This window comes from Actinopolymorpha alba DSM 45243 (genome assembly GCF_000373925.1).
GTDB lineage: Bacteria > Actinomycetota > Actinomycetes > Propionibacteriales > Actinopolymorphaceae > Actinopolymorpha > Actinopolymorpha alba.
The window spans coordinates 17,850-34,265 of the sequence record NZ_KB892748.1 but is presented as its reverse complement, the minus strand read 5'-3'; the positions used below and the strand labels follow the sequence as shown (position 1 = coordinate 34,265).

The window sequence follows — 16,416 nt, the reverse complement described above, 5'->3', positions numbered from 1 at the left end:
TCAGATCCCTTCCCCGCGGGGGTGTCCCGCCTCGGTGAAGCCTCCGGTCGAGCCGTGGCCGCCATCGCCGCGCATGGACCCGGGCAGGGACTCGACCTCGATGAACCGCGCCCGCTCGACCTTCTGGATGATCAGCTGGGCGATCCGGTCACCACGGCGGAACTCGACCGCGTTGCGTGGATCGAGGTTCACCAGCACGACGAGGATCTCGCCCCGAAAGCCGGCATCGACCGTGCCGGGCGCGTTGACGATCGACACTCCGAGCCGTGCGGCGAGGCCGGATCGCGGGTGTACGAACGCCGCATAGCCATCCGGCAACGCCAGCGCGACGCCGGTAGGGACGACCGCCCGCTCTCCCGGCTGGACCGTGACATCCACCGTGGTGACCAGATCGGCGCCTGCGTCACCTGGATGAGCATATGCGGGAATCATGACGTCAGGGTCGAGTCGCCGGATTAACACCGGAACGTCATCCGCACTGGTCACGGTGCCAGACCCTACCCGTACCCGGAAACGCGCCAAGTGGGAGGCTTGACCGCGTGACTGCGCCCGCTGGAAACGGCCCATCCCGCGCCGTGAACTCCCCCGACGCCGCGGCCAGCCCTGCCGGTGGTCGGCTGCGGTACGCCGAGCGTCTGCGGGTCCCAGCGTCGTGGTGGCTCTTTGCCGCCGCGATGGCAGGGTCCTTCTGGTACGCGACCTACCATGCGATGCCGCACCTTGGCGGCCACCTGATCGGTCTCCTCGTCGCCGTCGCGTGCGGCGTGGGCCTGCTGGCGTACGGCCGGCTGCGGATCGTGGTCGACGGTCAGGGCCTGCGGGTGGGCGGCACGACTATCCCCACCTCGTCGGTCGGGTCGGTGCTCCCGCTGACCGCCGCCCAGGCGCGGGCGCTCCGGGGACCGGCTGCTGATGCGACCGCCCGGCTGTTCCTCCGTCCGTACCTCTCCCGGGGCGTACGGATCGAGGTGACCGATCCTGACGACCCGACGCCGTACTGGTACGTCGCCACCCGGCGACCGGAGCAACTCTCGACCGTCCTCGGCGACGCGAGTGGGCGGACCGGTGAGTCAGCGTGACGTCCGGGGGTTACCCGCGGCTCCGGCATGGAAGACTCGGCGACACCTCGTAAGACGGGAAGGGGATGTTCACCGTGGCAGGGTCGAAGCTCGGGTGGACCATGGTGCGCGGTCTGAGTACCTTCGCCGCGGTCGTGGTGACCAAGAAGGTGGTCGACACCGGATGGCGCTGGGTCACCGGCAACGAGCCGCCGCACGACCCCGAAGACCCCGACGTCACCTGGCAGGAAGCGGTCACCTGGGCCCTGGCGAGCGGCATCGGCATCACGGTTGCCCGCCTCCTGGCGACCCGCAAGGCCGCACAGATGTGGCGCAAATGGACCGGTGAGCTGCCGCCCGGAGTGCGTCCGGCCGAATAGTCGACGCGGCGGGGGAACCAGAAACACCCTCGCCGAGTCCGATAGAAGGCCCGTCTCGCTGGCCCCTGACATGGTCGAGGTGCCGTCACCGCTTCGAGCGGTGCCGACACCTCCACGCGTACTCTGTCCTGTCAGGCCTGCGACGACCGTCCCATTCGCCCCGACGGTCACGCCGGCTCAGGCGGCGCAGTCGCGGCAGACCGGTTGGCCGTTCTTCTCGAACGCGAGCTGGCTGCGGTGGTGCACCAGGAAGCAGTTCGAGCAGGTGAACTCATCGGCTTGGCGGGGCAGCACCCGCACGGAGAGTTCCTCGTTGGACAGATCGGCTCCGGGCAACTCGAACGTCTCGGCCACCTCGGCCTCGTCGACGTCTACCTTGCCGGAGTTTTTGTCCATGCGCCGCGCCTTGAGCTCCTCGATGCTGTCTTCGGAGAGCTCGTCATCGGTCTTGCGTGGCGCGTCGTAGTCGGTGGCCATCGTCCCTCTTCCCCCTGGCTCAGCGGGTGTTGCGGTACGCACCTCGTTGTGCGTAAACGTGTAGCTGGACCCCCTCGGGTAGCCCGCCCTGCAGCAGGTGAACCACTGCTTGTCGAGCCTGTAACGCTCGACGGGCTGAACTTGTGCCCGATCCGGGGCGCAGATTCTGCCTGATTGAGCTGCGCCACGCTCGCACCGGATCCCGCGTGTCGCAGTGTGATCATCAGACGCCTTTCGTGTTCCTCCGCCCGGCGCGGCGCCCGGATCCTACCCCGGACCGATAGGAAACCGTTCCCGAGGATGACCTCGCCGGCATCGGACGCCTGAGACCCTTGACTCGTGCTTGAACTACGCGCGGTTACCAAGCGGTACGGCGACCGACTCGCCGTCGACAATCTCTCCCTATCTGTTGAGCCGGGTAAGATGTTCGGCTTTGTCGGGACGAACGGCGCCGGCAAGACCACCACGATGCGCATCCTGATGGGCGTCCTCGAGCCGGATGCGGGCTCTGTGTGCTGGAATGGTCGCCCGGCCGATGCCGACGCCCGGCGGGGCTTCGGCTACATGCCCGAAGAACGCGGGCTTTATCCCAAGATGCGGATCCGGGATCAGTTGATCTATCTCGCCCGGCTTCGGGGAACCTCCCCCGAGAAGGCCGCGAGCGCGGTTGACGAACTTCTGGCGGAGTTCGGTTTGTCCGAGCGTGCCCAGGATCGCGTCGAACAGCTCTCCCTCGGTAACCAGCAGCGGGTCCAGCTGGCCGCCGCCCTGGTCCACGAGCCCACCTTCCTCGTCCTGGACGAACCCTTCTCCGGTCTGGATCCGGTGGGCGTGGACGCGCTCGCTCACATCCTCGACCAACGCGTACGCCGCGGCGTCGGTGTCCTCTTCTCCAGCCACCAGCTCGACCTGGTCGAGCGGCTCTGTGACGCCGTGGGGATCATCGGGGCCGGCCGGCTTGTCGCGTCGGGCACGGTCGAGGGACTCCGCACCAAGGGGCGCCTGCGGCGCTACCGCCTCCTCGTCTCCGCGTCTCCGGGGTGGAGCCAGGGGCTGCCAGGGGTTTCGGTCGTGGCCGACGACCGTACCCCCGAGGGCACGGCATCGACCCTCGAGCTCGCCGATGGGGTGGATCCCCAGGCTCTCCTGGACACCGCTCGGGCCGCCGGGTCGGTGCACGAGTTCCGTCCGCTCTCCCCCTCCCTCACGGAGTTGTTCCGGGAGGCGGTCTCCGAATCCCCGAGCAACGGGCAGGCTGACGCCGCGAGCGACCTGGACGCCGAGCAGGTGGTCGCATGAGCGCACCTCTCTCGTTCACCGCGGCGACCCGCACGGTGGCCACCCGTGAGCTGACCGAACGGCTCCGGGACAAGTCGTTCTGGATGTCGACGGTCATCACGCTCGTCATCCTCGGAGCGGTGTTGTTCATGCCGAAGCTGTTCGGCGACGACAACACCTTCACGGTGGCGTACGCCGGCTCGGGAGCCGATGCCGTCGCCGATGCGGCGGATGCGCAGGCGAAGCCGCTTGGCATGACGTTGAAGCGGGCTGAACACCCCGACGAGGCCGCCGCCAGGAAGGCTGTCGCCGACGGAAAGCTGGACGCGTACGTCGGCGCCAACAAGGTCATCGTGAAGAACGAACTCGACGACCAGCTTGGCATCGTGCTCCAGAACGCCCACCGCCAGGTGGTCTCCACGGAGCAGCTGCACCAGCAGGGCCTCGACCCGGGCGCCGTCCAGGCCGCACAGACCGTCACCCCGCTCACTGTCGACGCGCTCGAACCAACCGATCCCAAGGCCGAGCAGCGTGGCCAGGTGGCGTTCATCGGCAGCATCGTGCTCTACGGCCAGATCATCGGCTACTGCATGTGGGTGGCATTCGGGATCGTCGAGGAGAAGGCCAGCCGGGTGGTCGAGCTGATCCTGTCGGCCATCTCCACCAAGGCCCTGCTGGCGGGCAAGATCCTCGGGATCGGGTTGCTGGGGTTCCTCCAGCTCACCCTGATCGCGACGTTCGGCCTGTTCCTCGGAAACGCCACCGGCATGCTCCAGGTCAGTTCCGACCTGCTCGTGCCAGTCGGGTTCGTGCTCCTGTGGTTCCTCCTCGGGTACGCCTTCTACAGCGCGGTGTTCGCCGCCAGCGCCGCCCGAGTGTCCCGCCAGGAGGAACTCCAGAACGTCATCGGCCCGGCCAACATGCTGATCATGGTGTCGTTCTTCGCGTCGTTCTACGTCAACTTCAACCCCGACAGTCCGATCTCCCGCCTGCTCGGCATGATCCCGCCGTTCTCGGCATTGTGCGCACCGGTCCGGATGGCCAGGGGCACGGCGCCGTGGTGGGAGACCGGGCTCGCGCTCGGGCTGATGTTGGCGGCGATCGGATTCCTCGTCGTCGCGGGAGCGCGGATCTACGAGGGCGCGATCCTCCGGATGGGCGCGAAGATCTCCCTGAAGGACGCGTGGTTCGGCGGCCGGCGCCGAGCAGTCGACGCCGCCGCCTGAAGGTCCAAATGACCACGTATACGTGGCACCTGCCTGCCTCACATGGCATGGACACCATGTGAGGCAGGCAATGACCACGTTTACGTGGTCATTGCCTTTCCCAACCCGGACTCGGGCCGCCAGGAACCACCTGCGTCAAGAAGACGCGACGTCGGCGGGCGATCCGGCCACTGGCAGCGGCGAGCCACCAGAACCGAGACCGTTGATCAACTCGGCGCCAGCGGCGGACCATGATCATGAAGGATGGTCGTCGCTACCGGCCTAGCTTTGACTAACCTTCATCGCATATACCGGCCGTTTCGGATGTTGAGAAACAACCGCTGACCCCGAATTGTCATAGGTATCTCCGGTTCTTAGCTGAAGAAACCTCCGGCAACTCGGCAAGCTCAGCGCGCCCGCGCCACACTTTTGTTTCTGGAAGAACGTGAAGACCGCGGGAGCTTGGAGCACCCCGCGGTCTTCACAATCTCGGTCACCCGTCGCCGGGTGCCACGAGGCTGTGCCTACTTGCTGGCCGTCTTGCCGGCCGGCTTGAGCCGCCCGTCGAGCATCAGCATGATGGTGAAGTTGTCGGCGTACGGGGAGTTCTGCAGGATCGGGTCCTCGTCGCCAGGCCACTTGTCGACGCGGACGCCTTCGAGCGCGGGGTTGTTGCCGTAGCGCTCGAACAGCGGGACGATCGGCAGTAGTTCGTTGAACGCCGTCGCCGCGGTGGCGACGTTCTTCTTCTGCTCCACCTCGTCGAGGCCTTCGCCGGCCGCGGTGACGACCTGTTCGAGGTCGACCGGGCCCAACGCCTTGGTGGTCTGCTTCAGGTCGAACGCCATTCCCTTGCCGCCCTGGTTGGCCGCGATCGGGATGTTGTGGGTGAACAGGTCGGCGACGAACGCGAAGTGCGGATGCGGAGAGCTCGACGCGCCCCAGCCCTGGATGGCGAGCTGGAAGTTGCCCTTGTCGACATCGATCGGCTGCTGGGTGTGGGTCACACCGCGGCCGGTCACCTTGATACCGAACGCCGTGAGTTGCTTGGCGAGGTTATCGCCGGCCGACGACCAATCGGCGAACTCGGCCGGGAAGATGATTTCGTACTCGGCCGGCTTACCGTCGGGCTTCACCCACGAACTGCCCTGCTTCTTCCAACCAGCCTCGGTCAGCAGCGCGGTCGCCTTCTGCGGGTCAAGCTCGTACTTGTTGAGCTTGTCCTGCTCCTCCTGGGAGAGCCAGTCGGGCACCAGGTTGTCGGAGAACCCGGCCATGTACTTAACGCCCTTGCCCGAGTCGGCCAGCGCGAACGTGCCGTTGTCGTCCCGGTTGATGGCGTGAGCGAGCGCCTGCCGGACGCGAACGTCCTTGAACTCGGGCACCTTGTCGAGGTTGAAGAACAACGCGGGGCCGGAGTAGACGGGCGGCCGGATGATCCGGAGCCCCTTGTTGATCGCTTCCTTCTCGGTCGCGACCGGGAAGCCGTGGGTCGCGTAGTCGATCTGCTTGCCCACGACGAGCGGCGTGATCGTGGGGACCTCGCCGTTGTAGAGGACAACCTTGTCGAACAGCACCTTGTCGGCCTGGTAGCCCTTGTCGTTCTTGACCAGGGTGAGCTGGGCGTTGGTGATGCCGTTGAAGTCCCACCGGAACGGCCCGTTGGTGATGACGTCGGTCTCGGGGTTCTTCGGGCGGTACGCCTGGAGCTCCTCGTTGAGCTTCTTGCCCTCGGGGCTGTCGAGGTCCTTGCCGGCGCCGAAGAGGGCCTGTGCGCGCTTGGCGAACTCGCCGTACATCGCGTCACTGAAGATGCCCTGCCGGATGGCGTACCGCTCGATGACGGTGGACGGCTTCTTCATCGTGAAGACCACGGTCTGGTCGTCAGTTGCCTTGACGTCGTCAAGGAATTCCCACTCCACCTGACGCATCACCCGTCGGCACCAGAAGGTGCTCACGACGTCCTTGCTCGTCACCGGCTTGCCATCGCTCCAGTTGATGCCCTGCCGGACGGTGTAGGTGAAGGTCTTTGCCGCCTCGTCGAACTCCCACTTCTCCGCGAGCATCGGGACCCACTTCTTCTCCTTCCAGAGGTACATACCTCCGGGGACAAGAATCAGGTCCTGATAGGGCGTGCCACCCAGAATCGAGTCGGTCACACCGCTCATCACATTGAAGTGGCCCTTGGGAGGAACCTGATATGGGTACGCGCCGCGGAACTCGCCGTTGCCCTTACCTCCGCCGCCACCGCCGTTGTTGTTGTTGTTGCCGCTGCCATCCCCGCCGCCACAGGCAGCGAGCACGGCTGCGCTGGCGGCACCGAGTCCGAAGATCTCGAGCACCCGTCGACGGGAAAGCTCCCGATCGATCGGGCCGGGTGTTGCATTCATTTCGTTCCTCCCCATTCAAGGGTCAGTGCCGCGCTAGGGAATCCCGTCCCTAGCGATTCTTGATGCGTACCAAGACAGAGATCAGCGCGGCGAAAAGGACACCCGCGACCATCATGAAGACGGTAATCACGAACGCGGGAGTCCCGGGCTTGACCATGAGCAGCAAGATGCCGGAGAAGACGACGATGAACGCCGCCCACCGGAATGCCGCCTGCCCAACACCCGGACTGATCATGCCGCCGGCGTTCCCCTGTGAGAGCTGCTTCGAACGCCGAGCCGGATTTCTCGCTTCCTCTTCGCCAGGTCGGGATCGGGTTCGGGAACCGCCTCCAGGAGCGCCTGGGTGTAGGCGTCCTGGGGGTTGGAGATGACCTCCAGGGTGGGGCCATACTCCACGATCCGTCCCTGGTGCATTACGGCGATGTCGCCTTCGCGGCCGAAGTACTTCGCCATCGCCAGGTCGTGGGTGATGAAGAGAAAGCCGACTCCGAGATCCTTGCGCAGCTTGGTCAGCATGCTGAGCAAACCGATCCGGATCGACACGTCGAGCATCGATGTCGCTTCGTCCGCGATGATCAACCGCGGCTCGAGCGTCAGAGCCCGTGCTACCGCCACCCGCTGGCGCTGTCCGCCGGACATCTGGTGGGGGAACTTCGGCAGGAACGTCTCGGCGGGGGTGAGTCCGACCTGGGCGAGGAGTTCGGACACCCGCTCCCGCGCCTCCGCGCGGGACTTGACCAGCCGGTGCCGCCGCAACGGCGCCGACAGGGTCGTGAAGACGTCCTGGATGGGATTGAGCGAGGCGTAGGGGTCCTGGTGGACGTACTGCACAGCCCGCCGGAATCCCTTGAAGGTCGCGCTGTGCGAGCGGCCCCGCCCGAAGATGCTGGCACCTTCGAACCTCACCTCGCCGTCGGTCGGTTTGAGCAGACCGGACGCGATCTTGGCGCTGGTGCTCTTGCCCGAGCCGCTCTGGCCCACCAGGCACAGCACCTCGCCGACGCCGAGGTTCAGCGACACGTTGTCGACCGCACGCACATCGCCCCGCCTGGTCCGGAAGACCTGCGTGATGCCATCGAGTTGGAGCAGCGGCGTCGTCTCGTCAGCCATGCGACGGCACCTCCCGGAGGTCTTCAGCCACGGTGGGAACGGCGTTGATGAGGCTCTGCGTGTATTTGTGCTGCGGTCGGTAGAAGATGTCGCGGACATCCCCCATCTCGACAATCTTGCCGTCATACATCGTCGCGACACGGGTGGCCAGCTCGGCCGCGACCGCGAGGTCGTGTGACACGAAGATCATCGCGAAGTCCATGCGCTCGTGCAGCTCATGGATGAGGTCGACGATCGCCCGCTGGGTGAGGATGTCGAGTGCGGTGGTGGGTTCGTCGAGGATCAGCATCTGCGGTCGCAGCAGCATGCTCATCGCGATGAGCACCCGCTGGCGCATCCCACCGGAAAGCTCGTGTGCGTAGGACTTCAGCACCCGGTCAGGGTCAAGGTCGACGTCCCGCAACACCTCGGCACAGCGGTCGTGCGCCTCGCTCTTGGACATCGACTTGTCGTGCGCCCGGATGGTGTCGAGCATCTGGTCCCAGATCCGCAGGACCGGATTGAAGGAGTTCATCGCACCCTGGAAGACCATGGCGCACTCTGACCACCGGAAACGCCGCAGCTGCTGCTGGTTGAGCCCCAAGACGTCGACAAGCGATCCGTCGCGGTTGCGATAGGTGACCGTCCCCGATGGGATCGATCCCAGCTTGGGCAGCAATCGCAGCAGGCCCAGGCCGAGCGTGGTCTTGCCGCAACCACTCTCGCCGATCAGAGCGATGCTCTCGCCGGGATAGAGGTCGAAGCTGACGCCCTTGACCGCCTGGTGAACGGGATCGTTGGCCCCGAGGCCGGTGCGGTATTCGACCACCAGGTCGCGTACCGAAAGGACCGGCTCTCCGGGCGGCGACACGCTGCCCGCGGTGGTGTCCGTGGTGGTTGCGTCGGTGCTGGTTGGGTCCGAGGAAACCTCGTCCGCGCGATCTACCACAGCGTCCTCCTAGTTGTGCCGCAGCCGCGGGTTGAGGATTTCCTCGAACGACCTGGCCATGGTGACCAGAGAAAGCTGGACAATGCAGATCGCGAGGACCGGCGCGAGAATATAACCAAGGCTTCCCTGGAAGAAGATCGCTCCTCTCGTCCAGGCGAAGTTGATCATAATTCCCCAGTTGTCGCCCTGCATCGGCGCGAGCCCGAGCAGATAGAGACCGGCCATCGCGTAGATGGCGTTCGTCATGCCGATGACGAAGTTCATCAGGATGAAGCTCGCCATGTTGGGCAGGATTTCGCGAATCACGATGCGACCGGTGCCGAGGTCGAGCAACCGGGCCGCCTCGATGTATTCGCGTTGCTTCAGTGAGAACACCTGGGCGCGTACGGCACGTAGGAGCCCCGGCCAGCCAAGGACCCCGAGAATCACCGCGAGCGACCACGCGCTGCCCACTCGGTAGAACGCCGCGAGCACCGCCAGCAGGATGATGCTCGGCACCGTCAACACGATGTCGGTGGCGGCGACGATGATCGAGTCGACGCGGCCACCGAGATAGGCCGCGAGCGCCCCGAAGACCACCGCGATCACCGTCGAGATCACGGCGGCGAGGAAGCCGACCAGGATGACCGCCCGGCCACCGTTGATGAGCTGGACGAAAACGTCACGGCCCTCAGAGTCGAAGCCGAACGGGTGCCCGAGGCTCGCGGGTCCGTAGATCTTGCTGGTGTCCGTCGGCAGCGTGTCCGGCATGAAGAGCGGCCCGATCAGGCAGAGCAGAACCATCCCCGCGAAGACGAGGAATCCGATGAAGCCGGTGCGGCTCCGCATCATGGCGCGGACGAACGTCTTGAACGCGCCGGCGTCCTTGCCCTCCGGCGGCGGGGGTGCCTTCAGATCCGCCGAGCCAGCATCAACGATCTGGGTCACGACCTAGCCCTCCTCGCTCGTGATACGGATCCGCGGGTCGACCCGGCTGTAGAGCAGGTCGGCGACCAGGTTGGCGAGCACCACCGAGATCGTGACGATCAGCAGGATTCCCTGCAGGACGGGGTAGTCGCGGCGTTGCACCGCTTCGTACAACAGGAAGCCGATCCCTTGGTACTGCGTGACCTGCTCGACGAGGATCGAGCCGCCGACGACGAAACCGAGCGACAGCACGAAGCTGGTGAAGAGCGGCAGCATCGCGTTGCGACCGACGTACTGGAACTGAATCCGCTGGTCGGTGAGACCACGCGCCCGGGCGACCGTCACGTAGTCCTCCCCCAGCGTCTCGACGGTCGACGACTTCATGACGAGCATCCAGCCACCGAGTGAGGTGAGGACGTAGACGAACATCGGCAGCGCCGCGTGGTAGAACGCGTCGGCGATGAAGGTGAGGCTGAACGCCGGTGTCACGCCGGGCGAGTACGCGCCCCGCATCTCCGCGATCGGAAGCCACTCCAGCTGCACGCCGAAGAAGACGATGATCATCATCGCGAGCAGGAAGTTGGGGACGGAGTGCGTGACCGACGCGAAGAGCGTCATCGCGTGGTCGAAGAGGCCGCCGCGGCGGTACGCCATCATCATGCCGACGCCGATACCGAGCAGGAAGCTGACGATGAGCGCGATCCCGACGCTGAACAGCGTCCACGGCAGGTACGCCGCGACCTGCTCCGACACCGAGGATCCGGGTGAGAGCAGCGAGGTGCCGAGGTCTCCCTTCAGCAGCCCGAGAAGGTAGTCGAGGTACTGCTGGAGCTTCGACTCGGTCGGATCGAACGCGAAGAGTCCCGCGGCCTGGTTGGCGGCCTCCTGGTAGCTCAGGCCGTACTGCGCGATCTGCTGGTTGATGTAGACGTCGACGGGGTTACCCGGAAGCAACCGGACGAGGAAGAAGATCGCGGTGGCGACGACGTAGATCGTAAAGAGCGCCTTGACGATCCGACCGACGATGTACCTCGCCGTGGATCTTCGAGCGGGCGGTTTGGAGCTTGCCTCCTGCTCGATCGGCTTGTCCAGGCGTTCTGTCGCAGCCAACCTTCACCTCCCGGCCTGTGAGCACCCGGACCGGGAGTTCCTCGCTTGCTGCGCAGCGCAGTGGGCTCGGGCACCCCGGGGGAATGCTCCTTCGAAGGACCCCGCACAGCCGCAGGGAACTTGACTGCCCCGGAACGTATACCTTCGACCCGGCCGAACGGAACCACGTCGGGCAACTTGTAACCCGAATTTGTTGCTGAAAGCTGCGCGCTCCTGCGGTGATGCAGCCTCTTTCGAGCATTTACCATGCTCATATGTCCAATATTGCCCCGATTCTAGCGGACTGATCACGCGCAGCGAAGTGCAACCACTACACGGAGCGACGGACGGCCTCAGATCGATCTTTCTGGGCAGTACCGGCCACGGCGTCGACACCAGGGGATGTCGACGCCGTGGCCGCCACCAACGTGGGCCGCTCGCTACCCGTCGACCCAGGCGAGAACGTCGCCGGCGTACGCCATGATGAGCGAATGCAAGTCCTCGAAAACCCCCGGAGCCGCCGCCACCGCCAGGCGCCGGTCCGCGGGTGCGGCATCAATGCCGCCTGACCGCGCGCCGGCCTCCTCCGCGACCAGGACTCCGGCGGCCAGGTCCCACGGGTGCAGGCCGGTTTCGTAGAACCCGTCGAGCCGCCCGCACGCCACGCCGCACAGGTCGACCGCCGCCGACCCGATCCGGCGGATGTCGCGGACCCGGGGCAGGATCTCGCGAAGCAGTTCGGCTTGCCGGGCCCGCAGATCCGCGGCGTACCAGAAACCCGTGCCCACCAAGGCCTGGCCAAGATCGGTCACGGGGTTGGCGCGGATCGGTGTGCCGTCAAGAAACGCGCCTCCCCCGCGCCGAGCGGTCCACATCTCGCCGGTCGGCGGGCAGGCGACCGCGCCGGCCACCACCGTGCCGTCGACCTCGGCCGCGATACTGACACCCCACACCGGCAGGCCGTAGAGGTAGTTGACCGTCCCGTCGAGCGGGTCGACGATCCAGCGCACGCCCGAATCTCCCGCCGCGCTGCCGCCCTCCTCGCCGAGGATCGCGTCGTCGGGCCGGGCTGCCAGCAGGCGTTCGCGGATGAGGCGTTCGGCCGCGGTGTCCATGGCGGTCACCACGTCGGTCGGGCTCGACTTGGTGTGGGCGACGGTCACGACGTCAGTACGCCGGCGGGACAGCAGGAGCTCGCCCGCCTCCCGCGCGACCTCCTCCGCCAGCACCAGCAGGGCTGCCGGATCGGGGGCGGCCGCGGGGTTCCCGGCGTTCTCCAGCGGCTTCCTGGGCTCGGTCACAGGAGCCCTGGCCTCTCCCAGGCCTCGCCGCGCACGTGCCAGGCGAGGAAGGCGAGCACGGTGTCGTACCAGACCTTCGCGTGGTGGGGCGCGAGTACCCAGTGGTTCTCGTCAGGGAAGTACAGGAACCGGTGCGGCAGGTCTGCCGGGTCGCCGGCGTACTGGTGGTTGAGCTCCCACCACAGCCGGAGCCCTTCACCGATCGGGACGCGGTAGTCGCGGTCGCCGTGGATCACCAGCATCGGCGTACTGATCCGGTCGGCGAACAGGTGTGGGGAGTTGGCGAGCGCGCGTTCGGGAGTGAGCTCGCGGAACCAGTAGGCGGCCAGGTCGGTGGTGGGTCCGAACTGGTCGAGCGCCCACAGACTGGCGTGCGTGACGATCGCCTTGAACCGGTCTGTGTGTCCGGCCACCCAGTTCGCCATGTAGCCACCGAACGAGCCCCCCATCGCCGCGGTGTGCGCCGCGTCGATGTCGTCGCGGCCGCAGGCCGCGTCGGTGAGGCTCATCAGGTCGGTGAACGGCTCGGCACCCCAACGACCCCAACCCCGCTTGACGAACGCCTGCCCGTAGCCGGTCGAGAGGGCCGGATCGGGAAGCAGGACGGCGTACCCCTTGGCGGCCAGGAGCCAGGGGTTCCATCGCCAGTGCCAGCCGTTCCAGGACGCCAGCGGACCGCCGTGAATCCAGAGCATCAGCGGCGCCGGGGCCTCGGCGGACGCGTCCTCGGGCAGCACCAGCCAGGCACGAAGCGGCGTACCGTCGGCGGCCGTCGCCTCGACCTCGGTGACCCGGCCGGGCACCCGCGGCGCCGGATCGGGACCGCGGAGGAAGACCGGCGTCTGGTCCACCTGGTCGACGGAGAGGCGTACGACCGCCCCTGGTGCGTCGACGGCGGCCCGCAGTGCGTAGACCGTGCGCCCGTCGGGCGCCGGCGCGAGAGCGGCGTACACGCCGTCTGAGGCGAGCCGGCGTACCTCACCGGTCTCCACGCCGACCGCGAACGCCGGGCACCTGCCGCGCTCGTCCGCGGTGAAGTAGACCGTGCCACTGTTCGGCGCCCACTGCGGGCCGTGCGGCCACAGGTCGAGGTCAGGCGTCAGGTCCCGGCCGTCCCCGCCGTCGAGCGGAACCAACCACAGCGTCAGGTCGACGGGGCTGTCAGTGGTGCTGCGGAGTTCGCGGGCGCAGACCACCCAGCGGCCGTCCGGTGAGATCCTGGGCCCGCCATGGTCGTACGCCGGATCAGAGGCGAGGACGCGGCGGTCGCCCGTGGCGGTGTCGATGGCCACCAGGTCGACACGGAGGTCGCCGCGCGGCTCGCGCTCGACCCACGTCGTCACGATGGTGCGGCCGTCAGGGCTGATGTCGAGGCCAGCCTCCTCGAGCGCACGACCGGGTTCTGGCGTGAGGTCGCGGAGTTCCTCCACGCGTCCGTCGTCGAGTGCGGGCGGGTCGGCCACGAACACCCGCACCTCGTCGGGTCCGAGATCGTGGTCCCAGTACCTCACCGGGTAGGCCTCGTGCAGGATCGCCGATACCGCACGGTCCTTGCGTTCCTTACGGCGTTCGGTGTCGTCCTCCGCCGACTTGGCGCCCGGCATCGTGGGGGACGACACGACGAGCGTGCCGGCCTCCCGGGCCGTCACCACACCGGCGACGCCACCAGGCCGGGCGGCGACCTGGCGGGCCTCACCGCCCTTGGCGGGTAGGAGCCAGAGCGCCGGCTTCTCGTCGTTCTTGTCCTCCGCCTCCGCATCGGGTCGCTTCGAGACGAACAGCAGGGATCCGTCCGGTAGGAATGCCGGGCCCGCCTCGCCGCTCGCTCCGCGGGTCAGGCGGCGCGCGGGCGCCTCTCCCGCCGGATCGAGCTCCCACAAGGCCGTGAGGTATCGCTTCTTGTCAGGAGCGAGGTGTTGGGCGGCCACCACCAGGCGGCTGCCGTCGGGGGCCAGCCACAGACCAGTCAGCCGCCGCAGCGCGATGAAGCTGTCCAGGTCGTGGAACGGCGTCGCCGGCGGAGCCGAGGAGTCCTCGTCAGCCGCACGCTCGGGAGTCGTCTCCGCAGTCATGAAGCTCAGCCTAGGGATCGGCTGCCGCCCGAGCGGTCACCACGGGTGGTCAGCGAGCCGACTGCGGACGCCTCGGTCGTTCAGGTGCTCGTCGTCGAGGACTCGGGCTCAGGTCTGGGCAGGACGACGATCAGGAGCGTCGCGACGGGGCCGATCAGGAGCGACACGACCCACCACGCCAAACCACTCCTGCCCTTCGCCTGCGCGAGTCCCGCGTTGATGATGCTCAGAGTCCCCCAGCCCGCCACATAGCCGTCATAGCCATCCAACGGTCGGCCTCCCCTGTTCACAGTGCATCCGCGAGAACCCAACCCTGGGGCCTGCCGGGGCGTTCTGGAAAGGCTGGAACGCCTGGCGGTCGTCCGCGCCACAAACGGTCGGGACCGGGCCGCGCCGCTCAGCGATCGACCCCGTTTCTGGGCGGCGCCCTATGCTCGCGACGTGTCGACGGACGAAGGGACCCGATGACAGAGACGATGCGGATCCCACGGGTATGGGGCGCCACCGCCGACGAGGTCCGCGCCGGCTATCCGTGCGATGACCTGCTGTCGAATCCCCGGGAGAGCTGGTTCCGGGCAGTGACGGTGCGTGCCGAACGCGCCACCGTCTTCCGTTGGCTGTGCCAGCTGAAGGTCGCGCCCTACAGCTACGACCTGCTGGACAACCTCGGCAGGAGGAGCCCTCGCCTACTGACTCCGGGGGCCGAAGACCTGGCGGTCGGGCAGCAGGTCATGACCATCTTCGAACTCGTCGCCTTCGAGCCAGACCAGCACCTCACGCTCCTCATGAGGAACGCTCACGGCCGACGACTGTTCGGCGACTTCGCGGTCACCTACACCGTCACGGACATTGCCCCGCGCGGGACGCGGCTACTTGCCAAGCTGATGATCGGCGACCGTGACGGGATCCTGGGAAGGTCGCGCCGCCACCTCCTGGCCTGGGGCGATCTGTTCATGATGCGCCGCCAGCTGAACACCCTGCGGGAGTTGGCCGAACGCCAGCAGAACCACTGAACCCACCACGAGTTCCGTCGGCGTACGTCGTCAGTCCGCGCCGCAGACGGCCGGGACCGGGCCGCGCAGATTGCGGCAACAGCCGGCCGGGCAGTTCGCCCACACCGGGCCGAGGGAGCCGAACACCTCAGGTGTCACCGGCTGGCCAAGCTCCGCGGCCGCGCGTTCGGTGACGAGTTCTCGCACCATCGTGACGAACCGCGGATCCACGCCCGGCGTTGGCACACGTACGAACGGAAGGCCGCGCCGCTCGGCGGTCGCCTTCGCCTCGGTGTCGAGGTCGTAGATCACTTCCATGTGGTCGGAGATGAACCCGAGCGGGACCACCGCGACCCCTGAGACACCCTTGTCCGCGAGGGCCTCGAGGTGGTCGTTGATGTCAGGCTCCAGCCACGGCTGGCTCGGGGGCCCGGACCGGCTGCAGTAGACCAGGTCCCACTCCACAGGCGCACCCCGGCGGCGCGCCACCTCGTCGGCGACCACGGCCGCCACGTCACGGTGTTCGGCCACGTAGCGGTCGCCGTCCGGACCGCTCGCGGCGTTCATCGCCTCCGGAATCGAGTGGGTCACGAACGCGACCCGCGCGCCCTCGGGCAGGGTCGCGAGCGCGCCTTCGGTCCCGTCGACGAACGGCTCGACGAACCCGCGCCGGTTGAAGTAGTGCGGCAACCGGATCAGCTCCGGCGCGCCCTCACCTACCTGGGTGGTTCCGCCGCCCACCTCGGTGAGGGCGGCGGCGAGGTTCTCGCGGTACTGCCGGCATCCGGAGTACGACGCGTACGCGCTCGTCAGCAGGCAGGCCGCCCGGCGTACCCCGGCAGCCCGCATCTCCCGCAGGGTGTCGGCGAGGTAGGGGTCCCAGTTGCGGTTGCCCCAGTAGACCGGGAGGTCCACCTCATGCGCGGCAAAGTCGGCCTCGATCGCCTGCTTGAGGGCACGGCACTGGTCGTTGATCGGGCTGCGTCCGCCGAAGAGGTAGTAGTGCTGGCCGACCTCAGCCAGGCGTTCCCTTGGAATGCCGCGGCCACGAGTGACGTTTTCGAGAAACGGCACGACATCCGCGGGTTTCTCCGGACCGCCGAAGGACACGAGGAGCAGGGCGTCGAACGCTTCGCGAGCCATGGTCCCGATATTCCCAGGTGGCTTGTCGGTCCGCGTCGTTAGGGTGAAGCCGGGTCGGACCTTCGCGCCGTCCCACGCCAGCAGGCT

Annotated in this window: 17 protein-coding genes; 5 read left to right on the top strand and 12 right to left on the bottom strand. The window is 67.2% G+C overall.

The features are described 5' to 3' along the window. Positions 1–462, bottom strand: coding sequence for a dUTP diphosphatase (gene dut, locus B141_RS0113515; protein ID WP_474775221.1), 462 nt, complete (start codon positions 460–462; stop codon positions 1–3). 77 nt (positions 463–539) lie between these two features. Between dut and B141_RS0113510 the strand changes: the two genes are divergently transcribed. Next, positions 540–1,079, top strand: coding sequence for a DUF3093 domain-containing protein (locus B141_RS0113510; protein WP_084678275.1), 540 nt, complete (start codon positions 540–542; stop codon positions 1,077–1,079). 65 nt (positions 1,080–1,144) lie between these two features. Then, the gene (locus B141_RS0113505) at positions 1,145–1,438 is read left to right on the top strand and encodes a DUF4235 domain-containing protein (RefSeq protein WP_020575706.1); all 294 of its coding nucleotides are present in this window, start codon (positions 1,145–1,147) and stop codon (positions 1,436–1,438) included. Between the two features lie 177 nt (positions 1,439–1,615). Here the strand turns inward: B141_RS0113505 and B141_RS0113500 are convergent, their stop codons facing one another. Continuing rightward, positions 1,616–1,915: a DUF4193 domain-containing protein gene (locus tag B141_RS0113500; protein ID WP_020575705.1), complete on the bottom strand. Its 300-nt coding sequence runs from the start codon at positions 1,913–1,915 to the stop codon at positions 1,616–1,618. A 339-nt stretch (positions 1,916–2,254) separates the two neighbouring features. Between B141_RS0113500 and B141_RS40475 the strand changes: the two genes are divergently transcribed. Both B141_RS40475 and B141_RS0113490 read left to right on the top strand, forming a co-directional pair. Further along, on the top strand, positions 2,255–3,214 hold the full coding sequence (locus B141_RS40475) for an ABC transporter ATP-binding protein (RefSeq protein ID WP_051114067.1): 960 nt from the start codon (positions 2,255–2,257) through the stop codon (positions 3,212–3,214). Then, the gene (locus tag B141_RS0113490) at positions 3,211–4,419 is read left to right on the top strand and encodes an ABC transporter permease (protein WP_020575703.1); all 1,209 of its coding nucleotides are present in this window, start codon (positions 3,211–3,213) and stop codon (positions 4,417–4,419) included. Before B141_RS40475 ends, B141_RS0113490 begins: the two co-directional genes overlap by 4 nt. Positions 4,420–4,922: 503 nt before the next feature. Here B141_RS0113490 and B141_RS0113485 read toward each other — a convergent pair. The 9 genes from B141_RS0113485 to B141_RS40465 form a co-directional block, all read right to left on the bottom strand. Then, positions 4,923–6,788, bottom strand: a complete 1,866-nt coding sequence (locus tag B141_RS0113485; RefSeq protein WP_020575702.1) for an ABC transporter substrate-binding protein — start codon at positions 6,786–6,788, stop codon at positions 4,923–4,925. Between the two features lie 49 nt (positions 6,789–6,837). Continuing rightward, a complete protein-coding gene (locus tag B141_RS0113480) occupies positions 6,838–7,023 on the bottom strand; it encodes a hypothetical protein (RefSeq protein ID WP_020575701.1) in 186 nt (61 codons plus the stop codon). Next, positions 7,020–7,898, bottom strand: a complete 879-nt coding sequence (locus B141_RS40470) for an ABC transporter ATP-binding protein (RefSeq protein WP_020575700.1) — start codon at positions 7,896–7,898, stop codon at positions 7,020–7,022. The genes B141_RS0113480 and B141_RS40470 overlap by 4 nt, the downstream gene beginning before the upstream one ends. Next, on the bottom strand, positions 7,891–8,826 hold the full coding sequence (locus tag B141_RS0113470) for an ABC transporter ATP-binding protein (protein WP_020575699.1): 936 nt from the start codon (positions 8,824–8,826) through the stop codon (positions 7,891–7,893). Before B141_RS0113470 ends, B141_RS40470 begins: the two co-directional genes overlap by 8 nt. Before the next feature lie 9 nt (positions 8,827–8,835). Continuing rightward, on the bottom strand, positions 8,836–9,753 hold the full coding sequence (locus tag B141_RS0113465) for an ABC transporter permease (protein ID WP_020575698.1): 918 nt from the start codon (positions 9,751–9,753) through the stop codon (positions 8,836–8,838). Positions 9,754–9,756: 3 nt separating this feature from the next. After that, a complete protein-coding gene (locus tag B141_RS0113460) occupies positions 9,757–10,842 on the bottom strand; it encodes an ABC transporter permease (protein ID WP_020575697.1) in 1,086 nt (361 codons plus the stop codon). Positions 10,843–11,261: 419 nt separating this feature from the next. Next, on the bottom strand, positions 11,262–12,122 hold the full coding sequence (locus tag B141_RS0113455; RefSeq protein ID WP_020575696.1) for an inositol monophosphatase family protein: 861 nt from the start codon (positions 12,120–12,122) through the stop codon (positions 11,262–11,264). Next, on the bottom strand, positions 12,119–14,194 hold the full coding sequence (locus B141_RS0113450; RefSeq protein WP_020575695.1) for a S9 family peptidase: 2,076 nt from the start codon (positions 14,192–14,194) through the stop codon (positions 12,119–12,121). Before B141_RS0113450 ends, B141_RS0113455 begins: the two co-directional genes overlap by 4 nt. 80 nt (positions 14,195–14,274) lie before the next feature. Then, positions 14,275–14,463 (bottom strand): hypothetical protein, encoded by a 189-nt coding sequence (locus B141_RS40465; protein WP_020575694.1) that lies wholly within the window; start codon positions 14,461–14,463, stop codon positions 14,275–14,277. A gap of 195 nt (positions 14,464–14,658) precedes the next feature. Between B141_RS40465 and B141_RS0113440 the strand changes: the two genes are divergently transcribed. After that, positions 14,659–15,207, top strand: coding sequence for a hypothetical protein (locus B141_RS0113440; protein WP_020575693.1), 549 nt, complete (start codon positions 14,659–14,661; stop codon positions 15,205–15,207). A gap of 30 nt (positions 15,208–15,237) precedes the next feature. Here B141_RS0113440 and B141_RS0113435 read toward each other — a convergent pair whose 3' ends face one another. After that, positions 15,238–16,329, bottom strand: a complete 1,092-nt coding sequence (locus tag B141_RS0113435) for a ferrochelatase (RefSeq protein ID WP_020575692.1) — start codon at positions 16,327–16,329, stop codon at positions 15,238–15,240. Positions 16,330–16,416: the final 87 nt, after the last annotated feature.

Excerpts from the sequence above, each read along its gene's own strand:
- B141_RS0113505 (WP_020575706.1), top strand. The coding sequence starts at position 1,145 with ATGTTCACCGTGGCAGGGTCGAAGCTCGGGTGGACCATGGTGCGCGGT.
- B141_RS0113500 (WP_020575705.1), bottom strand. The coding sequence starts at position 1,915 with ATGGCCACCGACTACGACGCGCCACGCAAGACCGATGACGAGCTCTCC.
- B141_RS0113490 (WP_020575703.1), top strand. The coding sequence starts at position 3,211 with ATGAGCGCACCTCTCTCGTTCACCGCGGCGACCCGCACGGTGGCCACC.
- B141_RS0113485 (WP_020575702.1), bottom strand. The coding sequence starts at position 6,788 with ATGAATGCAACACCCGGCCCGATCGATCGGGAGCTTTCCCGTCGACGG.
- B141_RS0113480 (WP_020575701.1), bottom strand. The coding sequence starts at position 7,023 with ATGATCAGTCCGGGTGTTGGGCAGGCGGCATTCCGGTGGGCGGCGTTC.
- B141_RS40470 (WP_020575700.1), bottom strand. The coding sequence starts at position 7,898 with ATGGCTGACGAGACGACGCCGCTGCTCCAACTCGATGGCATCACGCAG.
- B141_RS0113450 (WP_020575695.1), bottom strand. The coding sequence starts at position 14,194 with ATGACTGCGGAGACGACTCCCGAGCGTGCGGCTGACGAGGACTCCTCG.
- B141_RS0113440 (WP_020575693.1), top strand. The coding sequence starts at position 14,659 with ATGACAGAGACGATGCGGATCCCACGGGTATGGGGCGCCACCGCCGAC.
- B141_RS0113435 (WP_020575692.1), bottom strand. The coding sequence starts at position 16,329 with ATGGCTCGCGAAGCGTTCGACGCCCTGCTCCTCGTGTCCTTCGGCGGT.